At 44.8% G+C, this 23,067-nt stretch carries 25 protein-coding genes and 1 tRNA gene; 10 read left to right on the top strand and 16 right to left on the bottom strand.

From position 1 onward, the window contains the following. Positions 1-111: 111 nt before the first annotated feature. Positions 112-582 carry a ribonuclease HI gene (gene rnhA / locus GWI56_RS14685; protein WP_006081489.1) on the bottom strand — a complete coding sequence of 157 codons (471 nt, stop codon included), beginning with the start codon at positions 580-582 and terminating at the stop codon, positions 112-114. A gap of 70 nt (positions 583-652) precedes the next feature. On the opposite strand from rnhA, the gene dnaQ reads away from it, so the two are divergent. From dnaQ to GWI56_RS14670, 3 genes are all read left to right on the top strand, one after another. Then, on the top strand, positions 653-1,381 hold the full coding sequence (gene dnaQ / locus GWI56_RS14680) for a DNA polymerase III subunit epsilon (RefSeq protein ID WP_198573302.1): 729 nt from the start codon (positions 653-655) through the stop codon (positions 1,379-1,381). Positions 1,382-1,391: 10 nt separating this feature from the next. Beyond that, a complete protein-coding gene (locus tag GWI56_RS14675; protein ID WP_198573301.1) occupies positions 1,392-2,765 on the top strand; it encodes a TIGR03503 family protein in 1,374 nt (457 codons plus the stop codon). A 390-nt stretch (positions 2,766-3,155) separates the two neighbouring features. Continuing rightward, positions 3,156-3,232 (top strand) — tRNA-Asp (locus GWI56_RS14670). 134 nt (positions 3,233-3,366) lie between these two features. On the opposite strand, the gene GWI56_RS14665 is transcribed toward GWI56_RS14670, so the two are convergent. From GWI56_RS14665 to GWI56_RS14635, 7 genes are all read right to left on the bottom strand, one after another. Continuing rightward, a complete protein-coding gene (locus tag GWI56_RS14665; RefSeq protein WP_198573300.1) occupies positions 3,367-4,233 on the bottom strand; it encodes an OmpA family protein in 867 nt (288 codons plus the stop codon). Next, positions 4,233-4,655 (bottom strand): DUF4398 domain-containing protein, encoded by a 423-nt coding sequence (locus GWI56_RS14660; RefSeq protein ID WP_198573299.1) that lies wholly within the window; start codon positions 4,653-4,655, stop codon positions 4,233-4,235. The genes GWI56_RS14665 and GWI56_RS14660 overlap by 1 nt, the downstream gene beginning before the upstream one ends. A 344-nt stretch (positions 4,656-4,999) precedes the next feature. Next, positions 5,000-5,176, bottom strand: coding sequence for a hypothetical protein (locus tag GWI56_RS14655; RefSeq protein WP_242068413.1), 177 nt, complete (start codon positions 5,174-5,176; stop codon positions 5,000-5,002). A 381-nt stretch (positions 5,177-5,557) separates the two neighbouring features. Next, entirely contained in the window at positions 5,558-6,325 is a 768-nt protein-coding gene (locus GWI56_RS14650) for a Crp/Fnr family transcriptional regulator (RefSeq protein WP_198573298.1), read from the bottom strand. Positions 6,326-6,447: 122 nt separating this feature from the next. After that, positions 6,448-7,146 (bottom strand): Crp/Fnr family transcriptional regulator, encoded by a 699-nt coding sequence (locus tag GWI56_RS14645; protein WP_105252418.1) that lies wholly within the window; start codon positions 7,144-7,146, stop codon positions 6,448-6,450. Positions 7,147-7,250: 104 nt separating this feature from the next. Further along, on the bottom strand, positions 7,251-7,592 hold the full coding sequence (locus tag GWI56_RS14640) for a BON domain-containing protein (protein WP_198573297.1): 342 nt from the start codon (positions 7,590-7,592) through the stop codon (positions 7,251-7,253). A gap of 38 nt (positions 7,593-7,630) precedes the next feature. Further along, the gene (locus GWI56_RS14635; RefSeq protein WP_197018079.1) at positions 7,631-7,786 is read right to left on the bottom strand and encodes a DUF3309 family protein; all 156 of its coding nucleotides are present in this window, start codon (positions 7,784-7,786) and stop codon (positions 7,631-7,633) included. Between the two features lie 291 nt (positions 7,787-8,077). Between GWI56_RS14635 and GWI56_RS14630 the strand changes: the two genes are divergently transcribed. After that, positions 8,078-8,497: a PRC-barrel domain-containing protein gene (locus GWI56_RS14630; protein WP_028760076.1), complete on the top strand. Its 420-nt coding sequence runs from the start codon at positions 8,078-8,080 to the stop codon at positions 8,495-8,497. 501 nt (positions 8,498-8,998) lie between these two features. Continuing rightward, positions 8,999-10,906, top strand: coding sequence for a sodium:proton antiporter (locus GWI56_RS14625; protein WP_198573296.1), 1,908 nt, complete (start codon positions 8,999-9,001; stop codon positions 10,904-10,906). Between the two features lie 207 nt (positions 10,907-11,113). Here GWI56_RS14625 and GWI56_RS14620 read toward each other — a convergent pair whose 3' ends face one another. Continuing rightward, entirely contained in the window at positions 11,114-12,472 is a 1,359-nt protein-coding gene (locus tag GWI56_RS14620; protein ID WP_198573295.1) for a PLP-dependent aminotransferase family protein, read from the bottom strand. A gap of 92 nt (positions 12,473-12,564) precedes the next feature. On the opposite strand from GWI56_RS14620, the gene GWI56_RS14615 reads away from it, so the two are divergent. Further along, positions 12,565-13,191: a LysE family translocator gene (locus tag GWI56_RS14615; RefSeq protein WP_198573294.1), complete on the top strand. Its 627-nt coding sequence runs from the start codon at positions 12,565-12,567 to the stop codon at positions 13,189-13,191. A gap of 184 nt (positions 13,192-13,375) precedes the next feature. Beyond that, the gene (locus GWI56_RS14610; protein ID WP_028760073.1) at positions 13,376-15,133 is read left to right on the top strand and encodes a SulP family inorganic anion transporter; all 1,758 of its coding nucleotides are present in this window, start codon (positions 13,376-13,378) and stop codon (positions 15,131-15,133) included. A 131-nt stretch (positions 15,134-15,264) separates the two neighbouring features. On the opposite strand, the gene GWI56_RS21740 is transcribed toward GWI56_RS14610, so the two are convergent. Beyond that, complete coding sequence (locus tag GWI56_RS21740) at positions 15,265-15,462, bottom strand: hypothetical protein (protein ID WP_028760072.1); 198 nt, start codon at positions 15,460-15,462, stop codon at positions 15,265-15,267. A gap of 187 nt (positions 15,463-15,649) precedes the next feature. After that, a complete protein-coding gene (locus tag GWI56_RS14605) occupies positions 15,650-16,306 on the bottom strand; it encodes a glutathione S-transferase (protein WP_198573293.1) in 657 nt (218 codons plus the stop codon). Positions 16,307-16,450: 144 nt separating this feature from the next. Between GWI56_RS14605 and GWI56_RS14600 the strand changes: the two genes are divergently transcribed. The 3 genes from GWI56_RS14600 to GWI56_RS14590 all read left to right on the top strand — a co-directional run bounded on the left by GWI56_RS14600 (position 16,451) and on the right by GWI56_RS14590 (position 18,442). Beyond that, positions 16,451-16,624 (top strand): hypothetical protein, encoded by a 174-nt coding sequence (locus GWI56_RS14600; protein ID WP_198573292.1) that lies wholly within the window; start codon positions 16,451-16,453, stop codon positions 16,622-16,624. A gap of 47 nt (positions 16,625-16,671) precedes the next feature. Then, complete coding sequence (locus GWI56_RS14595; protein WP_028760070.1) at positions 16,672-17,676, top strand: rhodanese-related sulfurtransferase; 1,005 nt, start codon at positions 16,672-16,674, stop codon at positions 17,674-17,676. A 298-nt stretch (positions 17,677-17,974) separates the two neighbouring features. Further along, positions 17,975-18,442 (top strand): hypothetical protein, encoded by a 468-nt coding sequence (locus tag GWI56_RS14590; protein ID WP_198573291.1) that lies wholly within the window; start codon positions 17,975-17,977, stop codon positions 18,440-18,442. 165 nt (positions 18,443-18,607) lie between these two features. Here the strand turns inward: GWI56_RS14590 and GWI56_RS14585 are convergent, their stop codons facing one another. From GWI56_RS14585 to can, 5 genes are all read right to left on the bottom strand, one after another. Further along, complete coding sequence (locus tag GWI56_RS14585) at positions 18,608-18,865, bottom strand: DUF2897 family protein (protein WP_198573290.1); 258 nt, start codon at positions 18,863-18,865, stop codon at positions 18,608-18,610. Between the two features lie 45 nt (positions 18,866-18,910). Beyond that, positions 18,911-19,648, bottom strand: coding sequence for an 8-amino-3,8-dideoxy-manno-octulosonate cytidylyltransferase KdsB (kdsB, locus tag GWI56_RS14580; protein ID WP_006081834.1), 738 nt, complete (start codon positions 19,646-19,648; stop codon positions 18,911-18,913). A gap of 97 nt (positions 19,649-19,745) precedes the next feature. Then, on the bottom strand, positions 19,746-20,816 hold the full coding sequence (gene kdnB, locus GWI56_RS14575; RefSeq protein WP_012197228.1) for a 3-deoxy-alpha-D-manno-octulosonate 8-oxidase KdnB: 1,071 nt from the start codon (positions 20,814-20,816) through the stop codon (positions 19,746-19,748). A 20-nt stretch (positions 20,817-20,836) separates the two neighbouring features. Further along, positions 20,837-22,027, bottom strand: coding sequence for an 8-amino-3,8-dideoxy-alpha-D-manno-octulosonate transaminase KdnA (gene kdnA / locus GWI56_RS14570; protein WP_198573289.1), 1,191 nt, complete (start codon positions 22,025-22,027; stop codon positions 20,837-20,839). Positions 22,028-22,220: 193 nt separating this feature from the next. Continuing rightward, positions 22,221-22,838, bottom strand: a complete 618-nt coding sequence (can, locus tag GWI56_RS14565) for a carbonate dehydratase (RefSeq protein ID WP_028760064.1) — start codon at positions 22,836-22,838, stop codon at positions 22,221-22,223. Between the last annotated feature and the right edge of the window lie 229 nt (positions 22,839-23,067).

Here is a 23,067-nt window from a genome sequence, read left to right as displayed (position 1 = left end):
ACACCCAAGTGCTTAACTTAGGCGTGATTGCATCGAACTTACTTTTTCGAATTTAGCTTATATCAACTTTGGCTATACGAATTTTGCTCGTTTAAGCTAAGGGCCACAGAGTTAAGGCTGGTAGCCTAAATCGGGTTGGGTTGGTTTAGATTCTGCTGCGGTGCGAGCTAACACATCGCAACGTTCGTTTTCGGCGTGGCCTGCATGACCTTTAACCCATTGCCAGTCGATAGTGTGCATCTGTGAGGCTTTATCTAATCGTTTCCATAGGTCAACGTTTTTGACTGGGGTACGGTTTGATGTCATCCAACCTTTTTTCTTCCAGCCATGGATCCATGTCATTATGCCTTGGCGCATATATTGGCTGTCGCTGGTGAGCACGACTTGGCAAGGCTCTTTCAAGCTTTCTAACGCTATGATTGGGGCTAACAATTCCATGCGATTATTGGTCGTGAGCGCAAAACCGTCGGACATCTCCTTTGTATGGCCTTTATAATTCATTACAATGCCATAGCCGCCAGGACCGGGATTGCCTAAGCAAGAGCCGTCGGTGAAGATGTGGATCAGTTTTAGTTCAGTCATCAAATTGTTACCATAGCCGGGAATTTCGGCCGAGTATAACTAAAAATTGTCATAAGAAGCGCATAAAAACATGAATATTATCTCTAATGCTAGCCGTCAGGTTATTTTAGATACCGAAACCACAGGTATGAACCAAGGCAGCGGCGCCATCTATTTAGGCCATCGGATCATCGAGATTGGTTGTGTGGAAGTGGTAAACCGTCGTTTGACGGGGCGTTATTACCACCAATATATCAATCCTGGTCAAGCAATTGATCTCGAAGCTATCGCTGTTCACGGTATTACCGATGAACGCGTTTCCAAAGAGCCGCGTTTCCATCAAATTGCTCAAGAGTTTATCAACTTTATCGACGGCGCTGAAATCGTCGCACATAACGCGAACTTCGACGTGAACTTCATGGATCATGAGTTTTCACTGCTGCAGCCGCGTGGTCCGAAAACCGCTGATATTTGTCAGATCCTCGATACCTTAGAGATTGCTAAGTTTTTACATCCCGGTCAGAAAAACAATCTCGACGCGCTCTGTAAGCGTTACGGCGTCGATACTTCTCGCCGCGAGTACCACGGCGCATTACTCGATGCCGAGATCCTCGCTGATGTTTATCTGATCATGACTGGCGGACAGACAAAGTTTAATTTGTCTAACGAAGAAGCGGGGCAGGAAGCGGGGGGGATTCAACGTTTTGATCCGCAATCACTTAATCTTAAAGTGATTGGCGCATCGGCCGATGAACTGACAATGCATGAACAACGCCTTGATTTAGTCGCAAAATCAGGTAAATGCCTCTGGAGAGGATAGAAGAATTACTATGCCGATGTCGCGCCATAAACCCATTTTAGCTTTTTGCCTGCTTGCCACTACGCTGTTATGTAGTGTGGCGAGTGTATTGGCCGCTGACCTAGATCCAGCCAAAAAAGTCGTCAAGCCACCTAAGGCTACGCCGATTGTAGGATTGGAGACGGCTTCCGAGCTTAAAAACCGTTTTCGTATTGATCATATGGTCGATAATATGACCTTATTAGTGGAGCGTGAATATGGCTCTGCGCCCGTGGTCATAGTGTTACCCGATGGCAGTAAATGGTATGCCAATCGTCATCCTGCAACCGTTAAGTGGGTTGATGGTATAACGGGCGATATTATTTACATTGAGTCACCACAGCCCGGACCTTGGCAGTTGGTGGGCAAGGTTGTCTCAGGTTCAACCCTTAAGAAGCTCTCTAAACTCGAAATCGAAGTCCAGCCATTACCACAGCCAATCTTCCAAGGTGAACAAGTTAAAATTGTCGCGCAGTTAATGGGTGACGAGCAGCGTGTGCGTATGCCTGGGTTAGATTATTTAGTCGAATGGACGGCACATTTTGTGAGTAAACATAAGGCGGGCGATGAAAATTTTGCTGCGGGTGACATTATTGTTGGTTCCTATAAAGACAATGGTGAAGATTACGATGAAAAACCCGACGATGGTGTATTTACCAGCAATATCAATATAAAGCAGCCTTGGGGTGATTATGAGTTTGTCGTGCAGGCACGTAATAATGTGTTTGAACGGCAGGTTTCATTCCCGTTTAAATTGTCACCTCGGCCAATTAATCTAGAAGTTATTACCCCTGACGATCCGCTAACAGGGCAATGGAAAGTCATGTTACACGTGGATAAGACAGTGTTGCAGCTGGCTGAGACGCATTTTTCTTTTGAGTTAGTCGGCCCTGCTGGCTTGCAACTGCCTTTGGTTGTTAATGGTCTCACTGAGCCTGACTCTGAATTAGATTTACCTACAGTGACAGAGTTTGGTAGTTATCGAATTAAAGGTTTTGTGGCGACGACGACTGTCACTGGTCGTGAAATCGTGCTGGATTTACCTGAGCTTTTCTTTAACTTAATTGAACCACCAGAACCACCACCAAGTGCTGAAGAGTTGGCTGCTGTTGCTGCACAAAAAGCGGCAGAGGAAGAAGAGCTTGCGAAGAAAGATGCAATGTTCTGGATCATTACAGTCAACGCTATCTTATTAGTCTTAGGCGTGGTGGGATTAATTGTGTGGCGTAAGCGCCAAAGTTTGGCGCAGGCCTTAGCTGCCGCGGAGTTACGTTTATTGAATGAAGCATCTGCAAATCCACCCGCAGCACCTTCATTAGATGAAATCGATCTCACTATGCCAGATGAGGCAGATAAAGACCGTTAGCCAAACGTTGCTTAATATGTTTGATTTATGACTTTGAACTGGAACGTTGAGCGATATTTGGGATATAAATCAAGGTCTGCAATTGATTTGGCTTTTTTTTAATCAAATGATAAATCGAAGTAAAAAAACGGTTGACGCCTGCAGGGCTCAACCGTATTATTCTTCGCATCTTAAGCAGAGCCTTGATAAGTGTGTTGAATTATCGTTCTGTTTTAACATCGGCGGCCTGTCACGCTGGAGTTAGTGGGTTTAATACCCGTCAAATATTGGGTTATGGAAGAATTTGGAGCGGTAGTTCAGTTGGTTAGACTATCGTTTTGACATCAGCGGCCTGTTACGCTGGGGTTACTGGGTTAGATACCTGTCAAATATTGGGATATGGAAGAATTTGGAGCGGTAGTTCAGTTGGTTAGAATACCGGCCTGTCACGCCGGGGGTCGCGGGTTCGAGTCCCGTCCGCTCCGCCAAATTGCAAAAGCCCCATCGAAAGATGGGGCTTTTTGCTTTTTACTGATCTCCTTAATTTCTGCGCCGTTCATCTTATTAGCGATGAGACTCGATTCAAGGATCACGCTGAAATCTTAATATGATTAAGTGATAGCTACTGTGGAGCCTGTGCTGTGTCGGTGAGGATGACTTCAACCCGACGGTTTTGCTGGCGGCCACTGGCGGACTCATTGTTGGCAACAGGTGAGCTTTCACCTTTACCTAGGCTACTGAGCCGATTGGATTGGATCCCTTTTCCCTGTAGAAAATGGCTAACACTATCAGCTCTTTGCTGCGATAAACCCAGATTGTATTGTTCACTGCCTACGCTATCTGTATACCCTTCAATCATGGCACCACGCGCGGGATACTTGTTCAGAAAGTTCGCTAGGTTGGTTAGATGTTGACTGGTCGATGACTTAAGATCCGCTTTGGCAGTATCAAATAAAACATCACCTAAGGTTACGACCCAACCACGTTCTGACTGACGGGCATTCAGCAATGTGAGCTGGGCTTGCAGTTCGGTCGTTTCCTGACGCGCACCTGCAGCATCAGCACGGGCTAGGCGCGCATCTTGATGGGCTTGATTGGCCTCTGTGGTGCGAGCATCCAATCTGGCGTCATCGCGTTTTTTGGCGAGGACTTTGTGTTGATCTTCGGCAAAGCGGCTCTGCGCTTGAGCTAAGGCAATATTGACTTTCTTATCAGCAACAAACACTAGGTGCTGTGATTGTTGCTCATCTTTTACCGGTTGTTCAGCAGCGCGAACGGCTTCTTCAGCTTGTTTAATGGCAGCAGGGGCTAAAATTGCCAGTTCATTATTCGCTTGCAGTTTATTAAGTTCTGTACGGATATCACCGATGCCTTCAGCTATTTTAGGCGTACTGCTACAAGCTGCTACTGTGCTTAGGATTAGGCTATATGCCAGTAGATGGCGGCTAAAACGTAAAGGCAGACCCGATGAAACGATAGGTTTTTTCATTACTGAATTCCTCCTGAACGGCGTAACATTTCTTGCTGCAGTATGCTGATATTGTTTTTCATTTCATTATTGACGCTATTGGCTTGTGCCAGCTCAGCGCGAGCTTGGGCCAATTCGGCCTCAAGGCTCGCCTCTATGGCGTAACGATCGGCGCTGACAGTGTCCATATTGAGTAATGCGCTGCTTGCAGATTGAAGTTTAAGTCTGGCCTGTGCCAGTTCATTTGAGGCATATTGGCCGACTCTTGCTTGCTCTGCGCGGGCAATGGTGTGTTCAGCCCGTTCCATTTCTGCGGTCTTAGTCAATGGCGTTGAACTGCAGCCCACGAGCGCTGTTGCAATACAACCTGCCAATAAGAAGTGCTTGGCTCGCTGTAGACCGATTGGATATTGCTGTGGTTGTTTATTTTTATTGATGTTCATTTGAAATTCCTTTCTCGGAAACAGTGCACCGAGTGTGGTCTTTAGGTTTGTTATTCCACCATGCACAGTCAATATGCTGGTGAATAGCCCCATTTTTGAGTCAGTTGGTATGAGTGAGTAATTTGACGCCACGGAAATTCATGATCTACTCCTCTGAGTAAAGAGGGCCGGTACACTAAGGGTTGCATCGGCTTGAGCTAAACGCAGTGTGTTACTGCATGGTTTAGTTTTTGCACTTAATCAATGAAACTTTTCCCTGTTTGTTCGTCACGTCCTAGTCTAACGAGTGATGATTTGGCTCTTTTTCAGTCCAGTTATCTTCCTTGTCGTTTGATTTAAGTTCTTCAACCTCGCTTATTGTGTGTGCTTTTACTGGTATCCACGTCTTGTTTAGCTTTATCTGCAACTGTGGTTTTGATCATCTGACGGTTGCGGGCTACGACGGGAGGATTGGCTTTGTTGGTGTTGGAATTCTGTGCATCGTTATCGACGGATTTATGTTCTTCTTTGAATTTTTTCATATAAACCTCAAGTAACCCGGTGTAGTGCAAGAGTGCATGAACCGTACATTCAGCATGACCTGTTAACTATTAAACGTCTGTGCGTTAGCGCGCATGGGATTAGTGGTGGCAATATTGGCCACGCGGCACGTTTTTTGTTTGCTGGGTGGGCTAAAAAATGAGTAACCATAATGCTTTGATTAAAAAGGTAATATGGTGGATATTAGGCAGCATCAGTTTTCGCCATGTTAGCGTGTCGGGTTGATGACTGCCTGTTCTTATTTATGGTTTGCAGTACCTGTGTGGGTTTAGTACTGAAGTGGCATATGGGATAACGATAGAATGGCTGTTGTACGAGTGGTCTAGCCATCCGCTATGTGTATTTTTATATCCACAGTACGTTTATGTTTGCTGCGCTTGTTGAGGTGGCATCAGCCGTTCTGATTCCTGCTTAACGACTGCGTAACATTCACAACAGGTTTGTTCTAGTAACGCGCGATCTACCACTTCAATATTCCCACGACTGTAATTGATTACCCCCATGCGTTGCAGTTTTCCTGCCGCATCGGTGACACCTTCACGGCGTACGCCGAGCATATTGGCAATCAATTCTTGTGTCATTAACACGCGATCATCGGGCAGTCTATCTATCGAAAGCAGTAACCAACGACACAGTTGCTGTTCAATACTATGGTGTCGATTGCAAACCGCGGTCTGGGCCATTTGGGTCAGTAGCACCTGACTGTAACGCAGTAACAGATGGAGCAGGGCGCCATGACGGTTAAATTCGTCTTTAAGCCGCTGACCAAGCAAGCGATAGGCAACGCCAGCACTTTGCACCACAGCGCGACTCGTGGTGCTTTCTCCTCCCATAAACAGTGCAACGCCGACCATACCATCATTGCCAACGACAGCAATTTCAGCGGATGCCCCATTTTCCATCACATATAGCAGCGAAATAATCGAGTCCAGCGGGAAATACACATAACGCTGCTTTGAGCCTGCTTCACAGACTACTTGTCCGAGTTCTAATGGAACCAGTTCCAGATGCGGGAAAATACGTTGTTTGACTTCTTCTGGCAATTCACATAACAACCGATTGGATTCTGGCGGGAAGTGAGTTTCCGGTGGCGGTCGCTCTGATACAGATTTCAGTTTTAGTGTGTCCATTATGATAGCGTGTCCTTGTTTGGTGATGTCGCTAACTCAGGTTACAGCGAGAAACACCTATGCTATGTACGGTAGCGAACATAATGGCAGGTTTTTTGAATCGTCGAGTGGAAAATATGCACTTAAGTGCGCATTGAGTGATAACAACTGCAGCAACGGGCAAGTAGAGCTTGCCGATCAAGAATATGTAATCGCCCACGATTATATGAAATGCTACCTCGGGTCTGTAAATTGCCTGCGGCCTCGGTAATACTGCTTCGCCTAACACCCAGCATGTCGGCTAAAAATTGATGGGTTAGATATAACTCATCAGTCTGAATTCGGTCGTGACTCATTAGCAACCAACGTGCTAGCCGAGACTCAATGGAGTGAAAATGGGCACAGACTGCATTTTGTGATAATTGGCATAACAAAGTGTATAGATAAGTCTCTACTATTTGCTTCAGATTGGTATTTTGAGCGAGTAAGCCTTCAAAGGTTTCAATGGGGAGCCGCCAAGCTTGACCAGAACCTTGGATTATCGCCTCTGAAGGCACTTGCCGAGTGCCCAGCAAAGTCGTCGCCCCAAGCATACCTTCGTAACCAATCAAACCCATTTCCAATGCCGGATGTTTGGGGAGTTTAGCAATCAAAGAAATAAAAGCCGTTAAGGGAAAATAGACATATTGATATGACTCGCCAGGCTTGCACAGTAAGTCGGCAAAGTTAAGTTGGACTAATTCAGCTTGCGATAATAAATCCGCTTGTTCCACCACTGGCAGATGACGGATTAATCGGTTCTGAATTTGTGGGGCTAATGTGTCTTGGTGTTGAGTGGGCATAGCGGTTCAACCTGTGGTGGCATTGACTTGGCACCAGAAAATCTGCTGCAAAAAGAAGAGCCGCAGCATCAGAACGGGGCTGCGGAATGATGGAGATTAAATGACTAGTTTTTTAGTTGCGGTGAAAGTGCGCCAGATTTTAGTTGCATATCGTTTTTGACTGAAATAACGCCGGGGACTTTGCTTGTTAGTTTTACCGCAGTATTGATATCTTCACGCGATTTAACAAACCCGCTGAGCTGGACCACGCCTTTAAAGGTTTCAACATTAATCTCGGCCACACTTAAGTTTTTATCACCTAAAATGGCAGCTTTCACTTTGGTGGTGACCACACTGTCGTCTAAATACTCGCCAGTACCTTCTTTGTTGTATGCAGAACTGCAACTGGCCACGGCGACTAAGCCTAGAGCCAGCAGGAAGATACTTAACATTTTAATTGTTCTCATCAGATTATCCTTTTTGATAAAGAGTAAAAATGGGGGCATTAGCTAACGCGTCCCGTTAACAGCAATATAATCAGCACCAGTAGCACTATGCCTATAAGTCCACCAGGACGATAACCCCAGTTTCGGCTATGGGGCCAAGTGGGGAGCATGCCGAGAAATAACAAAATTAAAATAATCAATAAAATAGTCGCAATTGACATGGCTAATCTTCCTGATACCGGGGCAATTTTGCACTGGGTAACATGAGTCTGTGCCGTAGTAAATGGGATGTCGGTACGGTGGCGCACTTACAGGGATCTGACGAGTCGATGTGTTTATATTCGCATTAACTGATAAGCGGTATGCCGAACAGAGCGAGTGATTGTAGAGATGCATACTCTAACTTATGTCCAATGACGGACATGTTCAATTCGAAACCAACGTTTGGTATTTCACTTATTCCGTTGTCCAGTTTCATGGGCTGCGCTAATAAAGAGGTCAACAAAATGAATTATCATGATCGCGATGTTTACGGTATTTACAACAATCCACAGTTCGCTTCTCCATCATTGGCACAAGGACCCGGCCCATATCTGATGGGCGCTGAAACACTGATCGGCAATAATGTTGTTAATAATTCTGGTGAAACCTTAGGGGATATCAAAGAAATTATGCTTGAAGTGGAAACGGGCCACGTCGGGTATGCGGTACTGTCGTTCAGTACTTATTTTGGTTTTGGAGAAAAGCTGTTTGCAGTGCCTTGGAAGATGCTGACACTTAATCATGAGCAAAAATGTTTTGTCATGGACATATCATTAGAGCGACTCAAAACGGCGCCGGGCTTTGACAAAGGCCATTGGCCCAATATGAAAGATGTTGAATGGGAAAACGAACTGCACGATTACTACGGTAGCCGTAGGGATTAATGGTGTTAAGCAGGGGATTTATCCCCTGCGTTATTATTTGGATTCGGTAAATATGTATAAGTGTGGTTGTGTCTATCAAGTGAGTAGAGCCCACACGCATTTTAGTTGTTAGGAATTTGCTTATTTGCAACCTAATAACGATAAAATTTTGAGCTAGTGTATTATCGAAAGTCACCAGCGTGTATCGCTGATCAATTTCTTCGCTTCATCAAATGATTAAAGCCTTGTCGAAAGATAAGGCTTTTTTGTTTTTCTATTTTAAGTTTAAATCCCTATTTAAGGTAAATCTGATGTTTTCGGATTTGTACTACAGCTTATTTTACTTGATGTCGCTAGATTGCTCCGTTTTCTTGATTTTTTCTCCATAGGTGATGAGGGAAGAATCATATTTAACAGTGGATATATCGAATAGATAATTTCAGCTTACTGTTCATGCTGTTGTCATCTGCGTCATTAAAGCTAAGCTCATTAGTATTTAGCTCAGTTATCTAAAGGATTTATATGGTTGAACACATTACTGGCATGCTAGCGCTAATTGGAGTGCTATCGTTATTTTGTCAATGGCTTGGCTGGAAACTTCGGTTACCAGCGATTTTACCCTTGTTGCTATGTGGGCTCACTTTAGGCCCTGGGCTTGGATTCCTCAATCCTGATGCGATTTTTGGTGATTTGCTTTTTCCGATAATTTCCCTCGGGGTCGCCGTGATTTTATTTGAAGGGGCTTTGACTCTTAACTTCAAAGAAATCAAAGATCATGGTCGTATGGTGACGCATCTTGTGACTATCGGTACCGTGATCACCTGGGCCTGTATCAGTATGGCCACCTTTTATTTACTGGATTTTAGTTGGGAAATTGCATTGCTCTTTGGGGCGCTAGTGGTAGTGACTGGACCTACCGTTATCGTGCCAATGCTCAGAAGTGTGCGTCCTAAATCCCAGCTGGCGAGTATTTTGCGTTGGGAAGGTATAGTGATTGACCCAATAGGCGCGCTGCTCGCAGTGTTAGTCTTTGAATACATAACCGTTGCCAGCGATCAAACGACGCATGTGCTCTATGCCTTAGGCTCTATGTTGTCCCTCGGATTAGGACTTGGCGCAGTAGCGGGTTATCTAACGGGACAAATCTTAAGACACAACCTATTGCCACACTATCTGCGTAATACCGCCGTTTTGACCTTAATGCTGGGTATCTTTGTCGGCTCGAACCTATTACAAGAAGAATCGGGTTTATTGACTGTGACGGTTATGGGCATTTGGCTTGCGAATATGCGTGGTGTGGATATTGCTGAAATCCTTGAATTTAAAGAAACATTAACCGTACTGTTAATTTCTGCACTGTTTATTTTACTGGCGGCGCGATTAGATTCTAATGCCATGCTCGGCTTAGGTTGGGGTGGACTGGGTGTTTTAGCGGTGACCATGTTATTGGCACGACCGCTGAGTATTTGGGTTTCTGGTATCGGCACATCTCTGTCGAAAGCGGATAAGTGGTTTTTATGCTGGATTGCCCCTCGAGGTATTGTGGCCGCGGCGGTATCTTCTTTATTTGCAATCAAGTTAGAAGCCAACAATGTGCAGGGCGCAGATGCAATAGTGCCCTTAGTGTTCTTAATTATTATCGGCACTGTGGTGGTCCAAAGTTTAACGGCGGGACGTTGGGCACGATTTCTTGGGGTTAAAGCCGATTCTGCCCAAGGTTTATTGATCTTTGGTGCCTCTAAATTTTCCAGAGAGTTAGCGAAAATTTTAAAAGCCAAAGATGTCAAAGTGCTACTGGCTGATAATAACTGGGACAACATTAGGCTCGCGCGTATGGATAATATTCCAGTGTATTTTGGTAATCCTGTTTCGGAACATGCTGAAACTTATATGGATTTAACTGGAATTGGCCGCGTGTTGATTATTTCACCTTACCGACAGTTAAACCCGTTAGTGAGCTTTCATTTCCAAGACTTTTTTGGTGCTAAAAAAGTTTTTGGTCTTAATAATACCGAAGTAGGCAGTGCACGCCACCAGCTCTCTGAAAGTTATAAGCAACGTTTATGTTTGTTTGGTGATGCAGTGTCGTATGCCAAGATAGCCAGCCTAATGGCGAAAGGCGCTCAACTTAAAGTAACGAATTTAACCGAAAACTTCAGCTTTGAACATTTTCGTAAACGTTACGGTGAGACGGCAATACCACTGATTTACCTGACAAAAGAAGGTAAGGTCGTCGTTGTTTCGGGTAATGATACCGTATTTCCGAATGGCATTGAGCTTATCAGTCTATTGCCAATTGAAGCTTTAGAAGAAGCCAAAGTGCAGCAAGCGATTGCAGAGCGGGAAGCCCAAGAAAAAGCAGCAGAATCTGCTTTAGCAAAGGTAAAAACGGAAGAGCATGAAAGTGAAGGTGATGACGCTATTGGGTAAGTTATTGTTACCAAGAAATTTATTATCGAAATATTTTTTGACTAGCTGAAAAATATTTCTCAAATAGCACATTCAAGGCATCATAGCTGCGTGAGTTTTATGGTCAATCTTACTGCAGCTATAGATTACATCCCAAAAAAGAGTATTAAAATGACTTGGCTAGAAAGCCATGTTTATGCAGAAAGTTAGCTCTTATACAAGCAGTCATTACACTACTGAATAAGCATTTTGCACTAAGGAACGTATGGTCGATTCTATGCATTCAACCGCGAGATTGAATTGAGTGTCGTTTTCGGCGCCACCAAGGCTCAAGCGGATAAAATTATCATGGCAATTAAAGTCATCACCATTACGGACTAATATGCCTTTTGCGGCCAGTGCGGTAACGAGGTGATGGGCTTTGATATCTTCTGGCAGTTGTATCCAACCGTTTAACCCTCGCCAAGTTTGGGTTAATCCCAGTCGTTCGCCCATGGCGATACAGTGACGTTGGCGTTGACGTATGAGCGTATCTCGTTCTGCAGTGATATGACCTTTCTTTATCAACTGACAGGCTATTTCAATGTTCAGCGGCGACACCATCCAGCATTGGCTATGAATAGCGAGTCGCACTTGGGCGATAAGGGGGTCAGGAACCAGAATAAAGCCTTGCCTTAAGCCGCCAGAAAACAATTTTGACAGGCTGGAAATATAAATTACCCGTGGTATCACCAGCTGTTTTGCTAATTGCCACAGGGGCGAATGCCATTCTTCAGGTAAACAATAATTCACGTCATCTTCAATGATATAGAATTGATATAGCTCTGATAACTCAAGGATTTTCTGCCGTTGTGATTCACTGTACTGAATGCAAGTGGGGTTTTGATTATTCAGCGTGAGATAGACTAATTTAGGGTTGTGGATCTGTAATAGGGCTTCAAAGCGCGGTAGATCTAATCCTTCGTGGGTAAGGGGCACACCAACGCTAGTGACGCCAAGCTGTTTAGCACAAATTCTCACGCCTGGATAACTGTATTGCTCGTGTAACAGTACATCGCCTGTTGATAAAAATGCGCTCAAACAGGCAAAAATAGCTTGCTGGCCGCCATGGGTAAAGACCAGTTGCTCGGGCGTTTGCTGTATGCCGCGTTGGTTTAACCATTGGTGGAACACTTGTTGGTGTTGATCTAATGGACTGGCGCGATAACCGAGTAACTGACTCAACTTAGTGGGGTCTTTCGCTAATTGGCTGAGGCAATCGCTTAGGGTGCTGATTTGATCTGTGAGTGGCTGCTGACAGGTCGCCATATTCAATTGTACGTTACCCATTTCAGGTACAGGGGAGGCGTTGACATAGGTGCCATCTCCCACTCGTGCTTCGACGTAACCCCTTTGTTCCGCCAATGCATAGGCGCGGGTTACAGTGCCAATTGTGATGCCTAAGGCATCAGCTAAACGGCGTTGCGGTGGCAGTTTACTGCCTTGGGTTAACACCTTCTGCAAAATGCCTTGTTCTATGGCACTGACTAAGCGCTGATATTTCGGGCCTGAAAAAGTCGTTAGGTCTGGCGTCCAGATTGTACCCATGACAATAAATCCATTGATCTCTAATATTCTCCGTATATTATTTATTGCATCTTTTTATGTCAACAAATGTATGCATACAATTTAAGGCGAATATGAATACTGTACTGCTTTATGACCCACAATTATGGACTTTAATGGCCTCGACCGCGCTGTTTTGCGCTACTATGACAATGACTCCTGGACCGAACAATATTCTCTTAGCTAGCTCTGGAGCGCATTTTGGTGTGCTGCGTACCGTGCCACATATTGCAGGGATCCGCTTGGGTTCGACCTCTTTACATCTTGCGGTATTATTCGGCCTCGGTACCTTGTTTGAAGCATTACCGGTCTTGCACCAAGTATTGAAATATTTCGCTTTAGCATATTTGCTGTATCTCGCGTACAAATTAGTGACGTCGCCAGTGCAGAGCACGCATTTGGATGATGGACGAAAACCTATGACGCTCATTGAAGCTGCATTATTTCAATGGATTAACCCTAAATCTTGGATGTCGACAATTACCCTGTGTAGCGCTTTTACATTAAGTGGCGATGGCTTTTGGTTGAGTGCGTTTCTTGGCGTATTAATGTTCAACATAGTGGGATTTCCTGCATCATTTACTTGGGTATTTGTCGGTGCAGCGATCAGTAAGAAACTCAATACCGATAGACGTAAGCGCCATTTTAATTGGTTTATGGGCAGCTTGCTTTTAGTGTCATTACCTATGATATTACGCTAGCTTGGCTTGAATTAAGTGCCTAAGCCTATAAATATTCTGAGGAAGACACTCGCGTAATGATTGGCTTTATGCCATAACCAACATACTATTGATGGCTTTTTAGGTAATGACCTTTTAGCTGAACATTTTCAGTCTCAGTTATACTTGTTGCTTATCTTGATAGTGTGTATATGGAGGTTGCCGAGTGAAGTTCCCTAGTTTGATTTCGTTTATGCCGGGATTGGCGCAATTATTACAATATGAAAAGCAATGGCTTAGGGATGATGTGCGCGCAGGCTTATCCGTTGCCGCTGTGGCATTACCCGTAGCGATTGCTTATGCCCAGCTCACAGGTGTGAATGCTGCCGTGGGTTTGTATTCCTGCGTATTACCAATGTTGGTATACGCACTATTTGGCACCTCAAAACAATTAATCGTGGGTCCAGATGCGGCGACTTGTGCTGTTATCGCCGCGGTTGTCACGCCCCTAGCTGCAGGGGATAGCATGAAGCACTGGCAGTTAGTGATGACCATGACGGCCATGACAGGCTTTTGGTGCTTGATTGCGAGTCGTTTTAGGCTGGGGGTGCTCGCCGATTTTCTATCAAAGCCGATTTTGATGGGGTTGCTTAATGGCGTTGCAATTACCATTATCGTGGGACAGTTTTCAAAAATCTTCGGTTTTACCTTCGATGAGCGTTATCTAATCGAACGCCTCAGCGGTGCGCCTTCCTACTTATCCAAAACCCATTGGCCGACATTGACTATGGGGATTGTGACGCTAGCGACTTATGCCTTAGTGAAACGGTTTCGTCCCCAATGGCCAGCTTCTATGTGCGCAATGGCGATGGCAGCTTTCCTTGTTTGGGTGTTTAACCTGACGAGCTTTGATATTAGCGTCGTCGGAGAAGTGACCTCTGGATTACCTTCATTCCAAGCGCCTGTATTTGATTTAGGTATTGCCCGTGAGCTTGTGGTACCGGCGCTTAACTTAGCCATGGTGAGCTTTGTGAGCATGATGTTGACGGCTCGAAGCTTTGCGGCAAAAAACGGTTACGATATAGATGCCGATAAAGAGTTCAGGGCGTTAGGAATAGCCAATATAGCGTCTGCCATATCTCAAGGTTTTGCGGTGAGCGGCGCGGATTCCCGCACTGCGGTTAATGATGCCAATGGTGGTAAGAGCCAGTTAGTGTCTATCATTGCGGCGGTATTGATTGGTGTTGTGGCGCTATTTTTCACTGCGCCTTTGAAGTTCATCCCCAGTGCCGCCTTAGGTGTGGTGCTGGTGATTGCCTCAATCTCGCTTATCGATTTAAAGTCACTGTGGAATCTACGAGTGCGGGATAGGTCTGCTTTTTTACTTGCCTGTATCACTTTGTTCTCTGTGTTGTTTATTGGGGTTATCCCTGGGATAACCTTGGCTGTATTACTGGGTTTATTCCAGTTCCTCGCTACTGTGATGCGGCCTACGGATCAAGTGCTTGGTTTAGATCATAAGGGCGTTATCCGTAGTGTCGATGAATCGGGTAAAGCTAAATCGGTTCCAGGAGTATTTATATATCGCTTTAATTCGCCGTTAACTTACTTTAATGCGACGTATTTTAAGCGTCGTTTACTGGAAAAGTTTATTCGGGAATTTGAGCCTGTCGATTGCATCATTATTGATGCAGTGCCTTGTTTTACCCATTTGGATTTAAGCGTGATGGCCATGTTGGCTGATTTACATCAATTGCTTAAAAAACGTGGCGTTCGTTTAGTGCTTGCGGGACGTAAACGGCAGATGCTGAGTTGGTTTGAGCAAGCGGGCATGCAGACAGGGGAGGGGGGTATTTTGATCCGGCCAGATTTGTATCTCGCCCTTAAAATGAATCAAAGCTATAAACAAGCCTTGGCTGAAGGGCAAGCGCCTGTGATCCAAAAAGTTCCTGATGACTCGGTATTGTTGCACAGTCATTTGTAGTTAACTGTCATGCCTTGTTTGATTAAACTGGGTCGTATAAATAGCGCAGCTTAAGGTTGCGCTATTTTTTCTTAATTTGATAATTAAATCAATGGTATGACTGGCTTTTTGAAGGTATTCAGTTTTACCGTTTAGTCTTTGAGAATTCTATCTAGGGGAATAAAACCGTGAAAACCATAATAACCCATAGGGCCGAGTATCAGACTCAGTAGGCACCATAAGCACTTTTTGTTGGTGCTGAGATCCACTTTACTCTTGAAAGCCCGAAGGGCAAATAGACAATGCAATAGCACCAGGCCCCCAAGCATAATAACGATATTAATATCCATATTTTCCAACTGTCTTATCCTTGTGTTCTATCATTCACGTCCTTGAGTCTTTAGGCGTGGTTACTTTTCTTGAGAAGATTGTCTAGCTACGATTAGCTAAATTAGTTACCTAGTGGCAAATACCTTACTCGAATATTTTACCGATGGCTATAACATAAAATAAAAATAATCTTTAAATCTTATTGGCTTACACGTCTCCTAACAAGCAAATTGGAGAATGGCTAGCGTCCCAGATCACATATTTTTCCATCGCACGAATAAATATTTCACTCGAAATAAGTCGATTTAGCCAAGCGGCGACTCGCGGAAAATCATCACTAAGTGCACATTTAAGATCCACTGCGGCAAACTGGCGTACAAAAGGTACGATTGCGTAGTCGGCAAGGCGAGGTGTATCGGCGACTAAAAAGGGGTGTTGCCCTAAGCATGTTTCAAGTTGCAGGAGGAAATGACTCGCCTGCTGATAATAATAAGCTTGCGCTTGCTCAGGGTAACGGTCGGCATATTTATAGCGGTCAAGCCATGGTTTAAATTGCTGATCATTTTGCGCGATAAGTTGTGCCATTTTATCTTCAATTACAGGGCTTTGCTGACATAGCAGATCTAAGGGATCGGCTTGCGTGAGTGCCCAGCGCATGATCTCAAGACTTTCGGCAATCACCTCGCCGTTTGCTAGCACTAATACCGGCACAGTACCCTTAGGTGAGGCAGCTAGCATTTGTGGTGGTTTGGCTTTAAGGGTGATTTCACGGACTTCAACATTGCATTGGGCTAACAAGAGTCCCAAACGTGCTCGCATTGCATAGGGGCAACGGCGAAAAGTGTATAAGACGGCTAGAGTCATTCGGATTTCCTCTACTGTGCGGCGCCATGCGTGGAAGTTGATGCGACTAAAGCTGACGTCAGCATGTTTATGTATGCTTATTGACGACGCGAGTATGCCAATGCGAATGTTGCGTGCCAATCATGCAATATTCAAAGGGCGCAGATGGTAACGCTTTCATACTGGGATTTCTGCTTAATTTGCCATCATAGAATGATTTTTCTCACCACTGTGCGTAAAGAATTAAAGACCCTGTATTTTATCTGTGTTTATCTTGCTGTGACTCAGGTAGAATTCCGCGCTATTTTTGGGATCTGCAGCAAGGCTGCAGATGATTGATTTGTTTATGCACTGGAAATTAAGTTCCAGCCAGCAAAGAGGGTGTTATGGCTAAAGTTGTCGTATGTGCGTTATATAAATTCGTGTCGTTACCGCATTTTGAATCTATCCGAGCGCCATTACTCGCTATGATGGAACAGGCCGAGATCAAAGGCACTCTGCTCCTCGCAAGTGAAGGGATCAATGGCACAGTTGCTGGCACTCAAGAAGCAATTGAAGCGTTATTAGTGTGGCTTAATAGCCAAAATGGCCTAGACAATATCGTTCACAAGCTGTCATTTGACGATGAAATGCCGTTCTACCGCACTAAAGTCAAGCTGAAAAACGAAATCGTGACTATGGGCGTCGAAGGTATTGACCCACTTAAAGTGGTTGGCACCTATGTGAAGCCTCAAGATTGGAATGCGCTGATTTCTGATCCGGACGTGATTTTAGTCGACACCCGTAACGACTATGAAGTGCAAATCGGCACCTTTAAGAATGCCATTAATCCTGTGACTGAAACCTTCAGAGAATTCCCTGAATATGTGAAGCAGAATCTTGATCCTGCTAAACATAAGAAGGTCGCCATGTTCTGTACTGGCGGTATTCGCTGTGAGAAATCAACTGCTTATTTAAAAGAGCAAGGCTTTGACGAGGTCTATCATCTCGAAGGTGGTATTCTTAAATATCTCGAAGAAGTGAAAGCGGAAGAAAGCCTGTGGGAAGGCGAGTGTTTCGTATTCGATAACCGCGTTGCGGTAAATCATGACTTGAAGAAAGGCCAATACGATCAATGTAATGCTTGCCGTATGCCAATCACCGAAGCTGAAAAACAGAGTCCTGCCTATGTGCAAGGCGTCAGTTGCCCACATTGTATCGATAAAATTTCTGACGAGCAGCGTAAACGTTTCGTTGAGCGTGAACGTCAAGTGAATCTGGCAAAAGCCCGTAACGAAGCGCATATCGGTAGTGATGTAAATCAAGTGATTGAAGCGCGCCGTGAGAAAAAAGAAGCGCAGCGTCGACTCGCCGCCGAGAAAAATAACGCGAAAAAATCGCAAGCGCTTTAACTTTATATGTCATTAGATGAGTAGTGAGTTAGTCATGAGTTCGCACTGAGCTCATTTCGTACTCAGGTAGCTTGCACTCTGGCCCGACTCGTTCGGGCCATTTTTTTATGCCGATTTTAGTTTTAGTGTGAATGTGCTTTAAACCATTATTTATCATAGCGCTATGCCGAAAACCTTAAATTTATGATAACTTTCAGTCGCTAGTATTAAAAACGTTAGTATTAACAACGCTAGCATTTAAAAAACGTCGAGTGCTATAACGCGAAAGGAGCGATTCAGTGCAAGGTAGGCAAAGCGCATGAGCATTTGGAAAGAGCTATACGATATTTTCGATAAGGAACGCAGTCGCTGGCAGCAATCGAGCGCCAGTAAGCAGGCGATTGCCTTTGAGTTAAAAGCCAATTTGGGTTTTCTGGCCGATGCGTTAAGCAGCGGTTTGTCGCAAAGTGCGATCGCCAGCGGTTTAGAATGCAGTATTTTTGAGGCAAAACTGAAAGAGGGCGCAGCACTCACTGCGTTAAATCGCCGTAAAGTGACACTGAAATTTATTGGTGAATTTACTGGTTTTTCGACTTATATAGGGAAAGAGAACGATTATTTAGTTGAGAATGCCTATTCTAGAATTAAATCCTTAAAGAAGTTAGTCGCGGCAGAGCCCGATAAAAATCATAATCTTAGGATAAAATTACTGTTTAATTTTTTAGTCTTTTTAGTGGCGCACCTTGAGGAGCAGCCATTGAGTCGCACATCAGCGAAAAAAGCCTAAGGCTGATGAGTGGCATTGGCTAGCTTGTTATTTGAGAGACAAAAAAGGCGCCTGTGGCGCCTTTTCTATGTTTGCGAACGTCATTGCTCAGTGTTTATAGCGCAGCCTTTAAAAGGCGTGTTCAAAAGCCATCTTTAGACTCACTTTTAAAAGCCGCCATTGAGCTTAGCCCCTAGGTGGTTCAGTTTTGCTTTGATCTGCTTTTTTGGGTTCTGAGTCCGCAGAACTTGGCTTGCTTGAAGCCGCATCGGCATCATTCTCTGCTGCCGAAGGCTTGGCAGTATCTGACTTTATCTGCTTATCTTTACCATGTTGACCGAACTGCGGCAGTTTGAACTTAGCACTGTACTTCAACGCAGCAAGATTACTGGCGATGACACCGACGATCAAAATAATAATGATCCAGACTTCTAAGGTCGACATACTCAGCTCCTGTTTCGAATTGACTCGCGCACACCTAACGGGCGATTAATCAACCGCTAAACGTTGCTCACATTTACGAATATCTTCTGGCGTATCAACTTCAATAGAATCAAAGGCGCTAATGGCGATTTTGATTTTATGGCCGTATTCTAATGCACGTAATTGCTCGAGTTTTTCCAGATCTTCTAGACGTCCTAATGGCAGGGCGGCGAAGGCTTGGACGAATTTTCGGGTATAAGCATACACACCTAAGTGCTTATAAACGGGGTAATCTTGGGTGTCGCGGCCAAAAGGAATACGCGAACGAGAGAAATACAAGGCATAGTTGTTGTTATCGAACACCATCTTCACATGCATAGGATCGTCAAGCTCGGCTTTATTCACGATTTCAAAGCCTAAGGTGGCCATTTCAAACTCACCTGGGTGACGCTCGAAGAGGCTGATGACTTGCTCGATGGATGTTGGGTCAATAAGGGGTTGATCGCCCTGTAGGTTGATCACTAAGTCGTCATCTTTCAGTCCCAGTTGGTTTATCGCATCATTGATACGATCTGTACCCGATGCCGCTTCTGGGCTGGTCATGACCACTTTGCCGCCAAAACCTTCAACGGCCGCTTTAATGCGGTCATCATCGGTAGCGACATAAATATTGGTGAGGCCTTTGGCTAACGACGCGCGTTCATACACGTGTTGGATCATTGGCTTGCCGTTAATCGGGGCTAAGGGTTTGCCCGGGAAGCGGCTTGAACCGTAACGAGCCGGGATTAACAGAGTCACATTCATCAAATTATCCTACTTTTATCAAAGATATACAGTGTAGAAATACAATGCATATAGACAAAAGGGCTCACAATTGAGCCCTTTTAATATGTGTTAGAGCTTAGATGCGACGGAACAGGGCAGTCAACATTTCGTCTGTGACTTTTTCTTCCCAACCCGCGCCGTAAACGTTAGCCCATAGTGGACCCATGCTCTTAGTCACGGCAACCATTTTCGCTATGGTTTCGTCTGGCAGATCTTTACAGATGTTCTTCGGCAGTGTGATGTTGTGTTTCTTCATCATCAAACGGAACTCTTCAACACCTTCTGGATAGAATTCTTCTAACACGTCAAAGGCGATACAGTTGCCGATACCGTGGTGGTAACCCAAGATATAAGACAGACCGTAAGAAACCGCGTGACAGGCACCCACTTGGCTATAGGCTATGCTCATGCCGCCCATGAAAGACGCCATCATCAGCTTGTCGTCTTTATCTACATGGTCGTCTAAGTACACTTGGCGACATAAATCCATGGCTTTTTCAGCGTAGGATTTAGAGAACTCGTTTAAGAAGGTACCTTGTAAAGATTCAACACAGTGGATATAGCAATCCATACCTGTGTAGAACCATTGGTCCGTTTCAACGCCTTCGATTAACTCAGAATCCATGATGATTTGATCGAATACTGTGTAATCTGAGTTCAGACCTAGCTTACGCACTGGACCACATAACACAGCGGTGCGTGACGCTTCTGCACCAGTACCAGAAATCGTTGGGATACCAATGTGGTGTACCGCTGGGTTCTTGATTAAGTCCCAACCTTGGTACATGGCAGAGCCACCTGGGTTCGTCAGCATCAGCGATACCGCTTTAGCCACGTCCATGGTTGAACCGCCACCTAAACCCACTACGCTGACAGGCAGTTTGCTATTAAAAGCTTGAACTTGCTCTGTTAACGTGTCGATTTGAATGGTGCTTGGCTCTTCATCAACGTTAACCCAAATCACCATATCTTGTGCTTTAGCTGGGATACGGCCTTCAAGGGCTTTGCCTTGATGCACGTCATCGACTAAAAATACCACGAAGTCGTCGGCGGTTTTACGTTCAGCAGCTAACACTTCATCCAATTGGACGAATGAGCCACGGCCGAAGATCATTTTTTCAACTACTTTAAAATTCTTAAAACTCATTGCAACAAACTCCCGTAGAATTATTGGGCAAATGCTTTCTTGATGTTTTCGATACGCTCAGCGATCTGAGCATCGGTCCAAGACAACTTGATGAGCATAGAAATGGTGCGGCTCATAATGGCATCGGATTTAGGCACAGAAACTTGAGTATAGTCAGGTCTGTCGGCGATTAATGTGATTGGTAACGCAGCAGATGCCTTAAGCTCCTGAATGTGTTTCCAGTTTTTCAAATAATGCCAGTTGTTTACATACCAGTAGAAGCAGCCATCGACGCCGTTTTCAGCCAGTTTTTTGCTGATTTCAATAGTACGCGCTTCGGTTGGCAACATAAAGGTTAAGAAGCCCGCTGAGTCGCCTTCTGGATCGGGGATCAGGCGGAAGGTCACTTCTGGGATAGCAGCGGCCATCGCATCTTTAATGGTTTTTTTGTTTTTACGTTGGATATCGATAATGGTATCGAGTTTACGTAATTGCGCTAAACCTAAGGCGGCGTTCATTTCCGAAATACGGAAGTTCAAGCCAATGATTGGGTGTGATTCAGCGCCGCGGTCCTTACCTATGTGGTCATGGCCGTGATCGGAGAACATATGCGCGTTGTTGTAGATTTCAGTGTTGTTAGTGATCACAGCGCCACCTTCACCACAGGTGATGGTTTTGACTGAATCGAATGAGTAACAACCCACATCCCCGATAGTACCTAGGGCTTGGCCCTTGTAGCTACCACCGATGGCTTGGCAAGCATCTTCTAAAATCAGTAAGTTATGTTTTTTACAGACGGCTTTGATCTCGTCCATCTTCGCCATAGAACCGCACATGTGCACTAAGTTGATGGCTTTAGTGCGTGGGGTAATCGCGGCTTCGATACCTTCTGGAGATAAACACAATGTCTCATCGATTTCGGCAAAAATCGGAATAGCGCCTGCCATAAAAATCGCTTCAACTGAGGCTACAAAGGTAAAAGGTGGCACGATAACTTCATCGCCAGCACCAATGCCTGCAGCCATCATGGCCGTTTGCAGCGCAGCAGTACCGCTTGATAAAAGGTGAGCATGCTTCACGTTCATCTTCTCGCAAAGTAGTTGCTCCATATCGCGCGTCTTCCAGCGATCATTACGCATATGGTCGAAGTTGTAACGGAAGGTAAAACCGTTTTCCATAACGTCAGCGACTTCCTGCTTCTCTTCAGGACCAAATAATTCAAAACCGGGCATGGAAGGTATCTCCTTAGAATTTGTGGCGCATAGGTCGCCTGCAATTAACTGGCGGATTATAACTGGCGTAATAGACCCTTGCGATGTTTTATTGCTGAAAATTGTCATGGAAAAAGAAAAACCTGCACAGGGGCAGGTTTTATCTGAGCATAGATGACACTCAGCTAAGGGTTAAAAGCCTATATTCAGGCTGTTAGCGTGGATTGGCTAAACCATGTTCACGGTCAACCGTGACATCTAAATCTGTCAGTAAACCGTTATCAATGCCGTAAATCCAGCCGTGTACCGCCACTTCTTGGCCGCGATCCCAAGCTTCTTGCACTATGGTTGAACTGGTCACATTAGCAACCTGCTCAATCACGTTTAGCTCGCACAGGCGATCAAAACGTTTGGCTTCGTCCATCTGTTGTAATTCTTCTTGATAAATACGATAGATATCACGTAAATGCCCGAGCCAGTTATCGATGAGTCCTAAGCGTTGCTGACCCATGGCCGCGCGCACACCACCGCAGCCGTAGTGACCCACCACCATAATATGCTTCACCTTGAGCACATCGACGGCGTATTGCAGTACAGATAAGCAGTTAAGATCGGTATGGATCACCATGTTGGCGATATTACGGTGAACAAAGACTTCACCGGGCATAAGATCAATGATTTGGTTTGAGGGTACGCGACTATCTGAGCAGCCAATCCACAGGTATTCAGGATGTTGCTGTTTCGCTAATTGTTCAAAAAAATCAGGATTTTCTTGGCGTATACGTCCGGCCCAGCGGCGGTTATTGTCGAATAAAGGTTTGAGTAGTTTCATTTTAACCTATTGTTTTATTGACATATAAAATGTCTTCTCATGCTCTAATTCATGCAAGCAGCACATTTTTAGCAAGAGTATACCAGCAAATTTGGCTCTGCTGGTCTATCCAATTAAGGTTTGAATCAGGATATTGAAAAATCGAGATTATTTTTTCTTAATAGTACTGCAAATGGATAAGCCCTCTCTGAGGGTTCAAGTACCATTTGATTTTGATAGTGTGTTTGTT

Origin of the sequence: Shewanella sp. DW31 (genome assembly GCF_015767295.1) — a bacterium.
Lineage (GTDB): Bacteria > Pseudomonadota > Gammaproteobacteria > Enterobacterales > Shewanellaceae > Shewanella > Shewanella oncorhynchi.
Note: the sequence above shows the minus strand (reverse complement) of the source record. Positions and strands in the feature narration are given on the sequence as shown.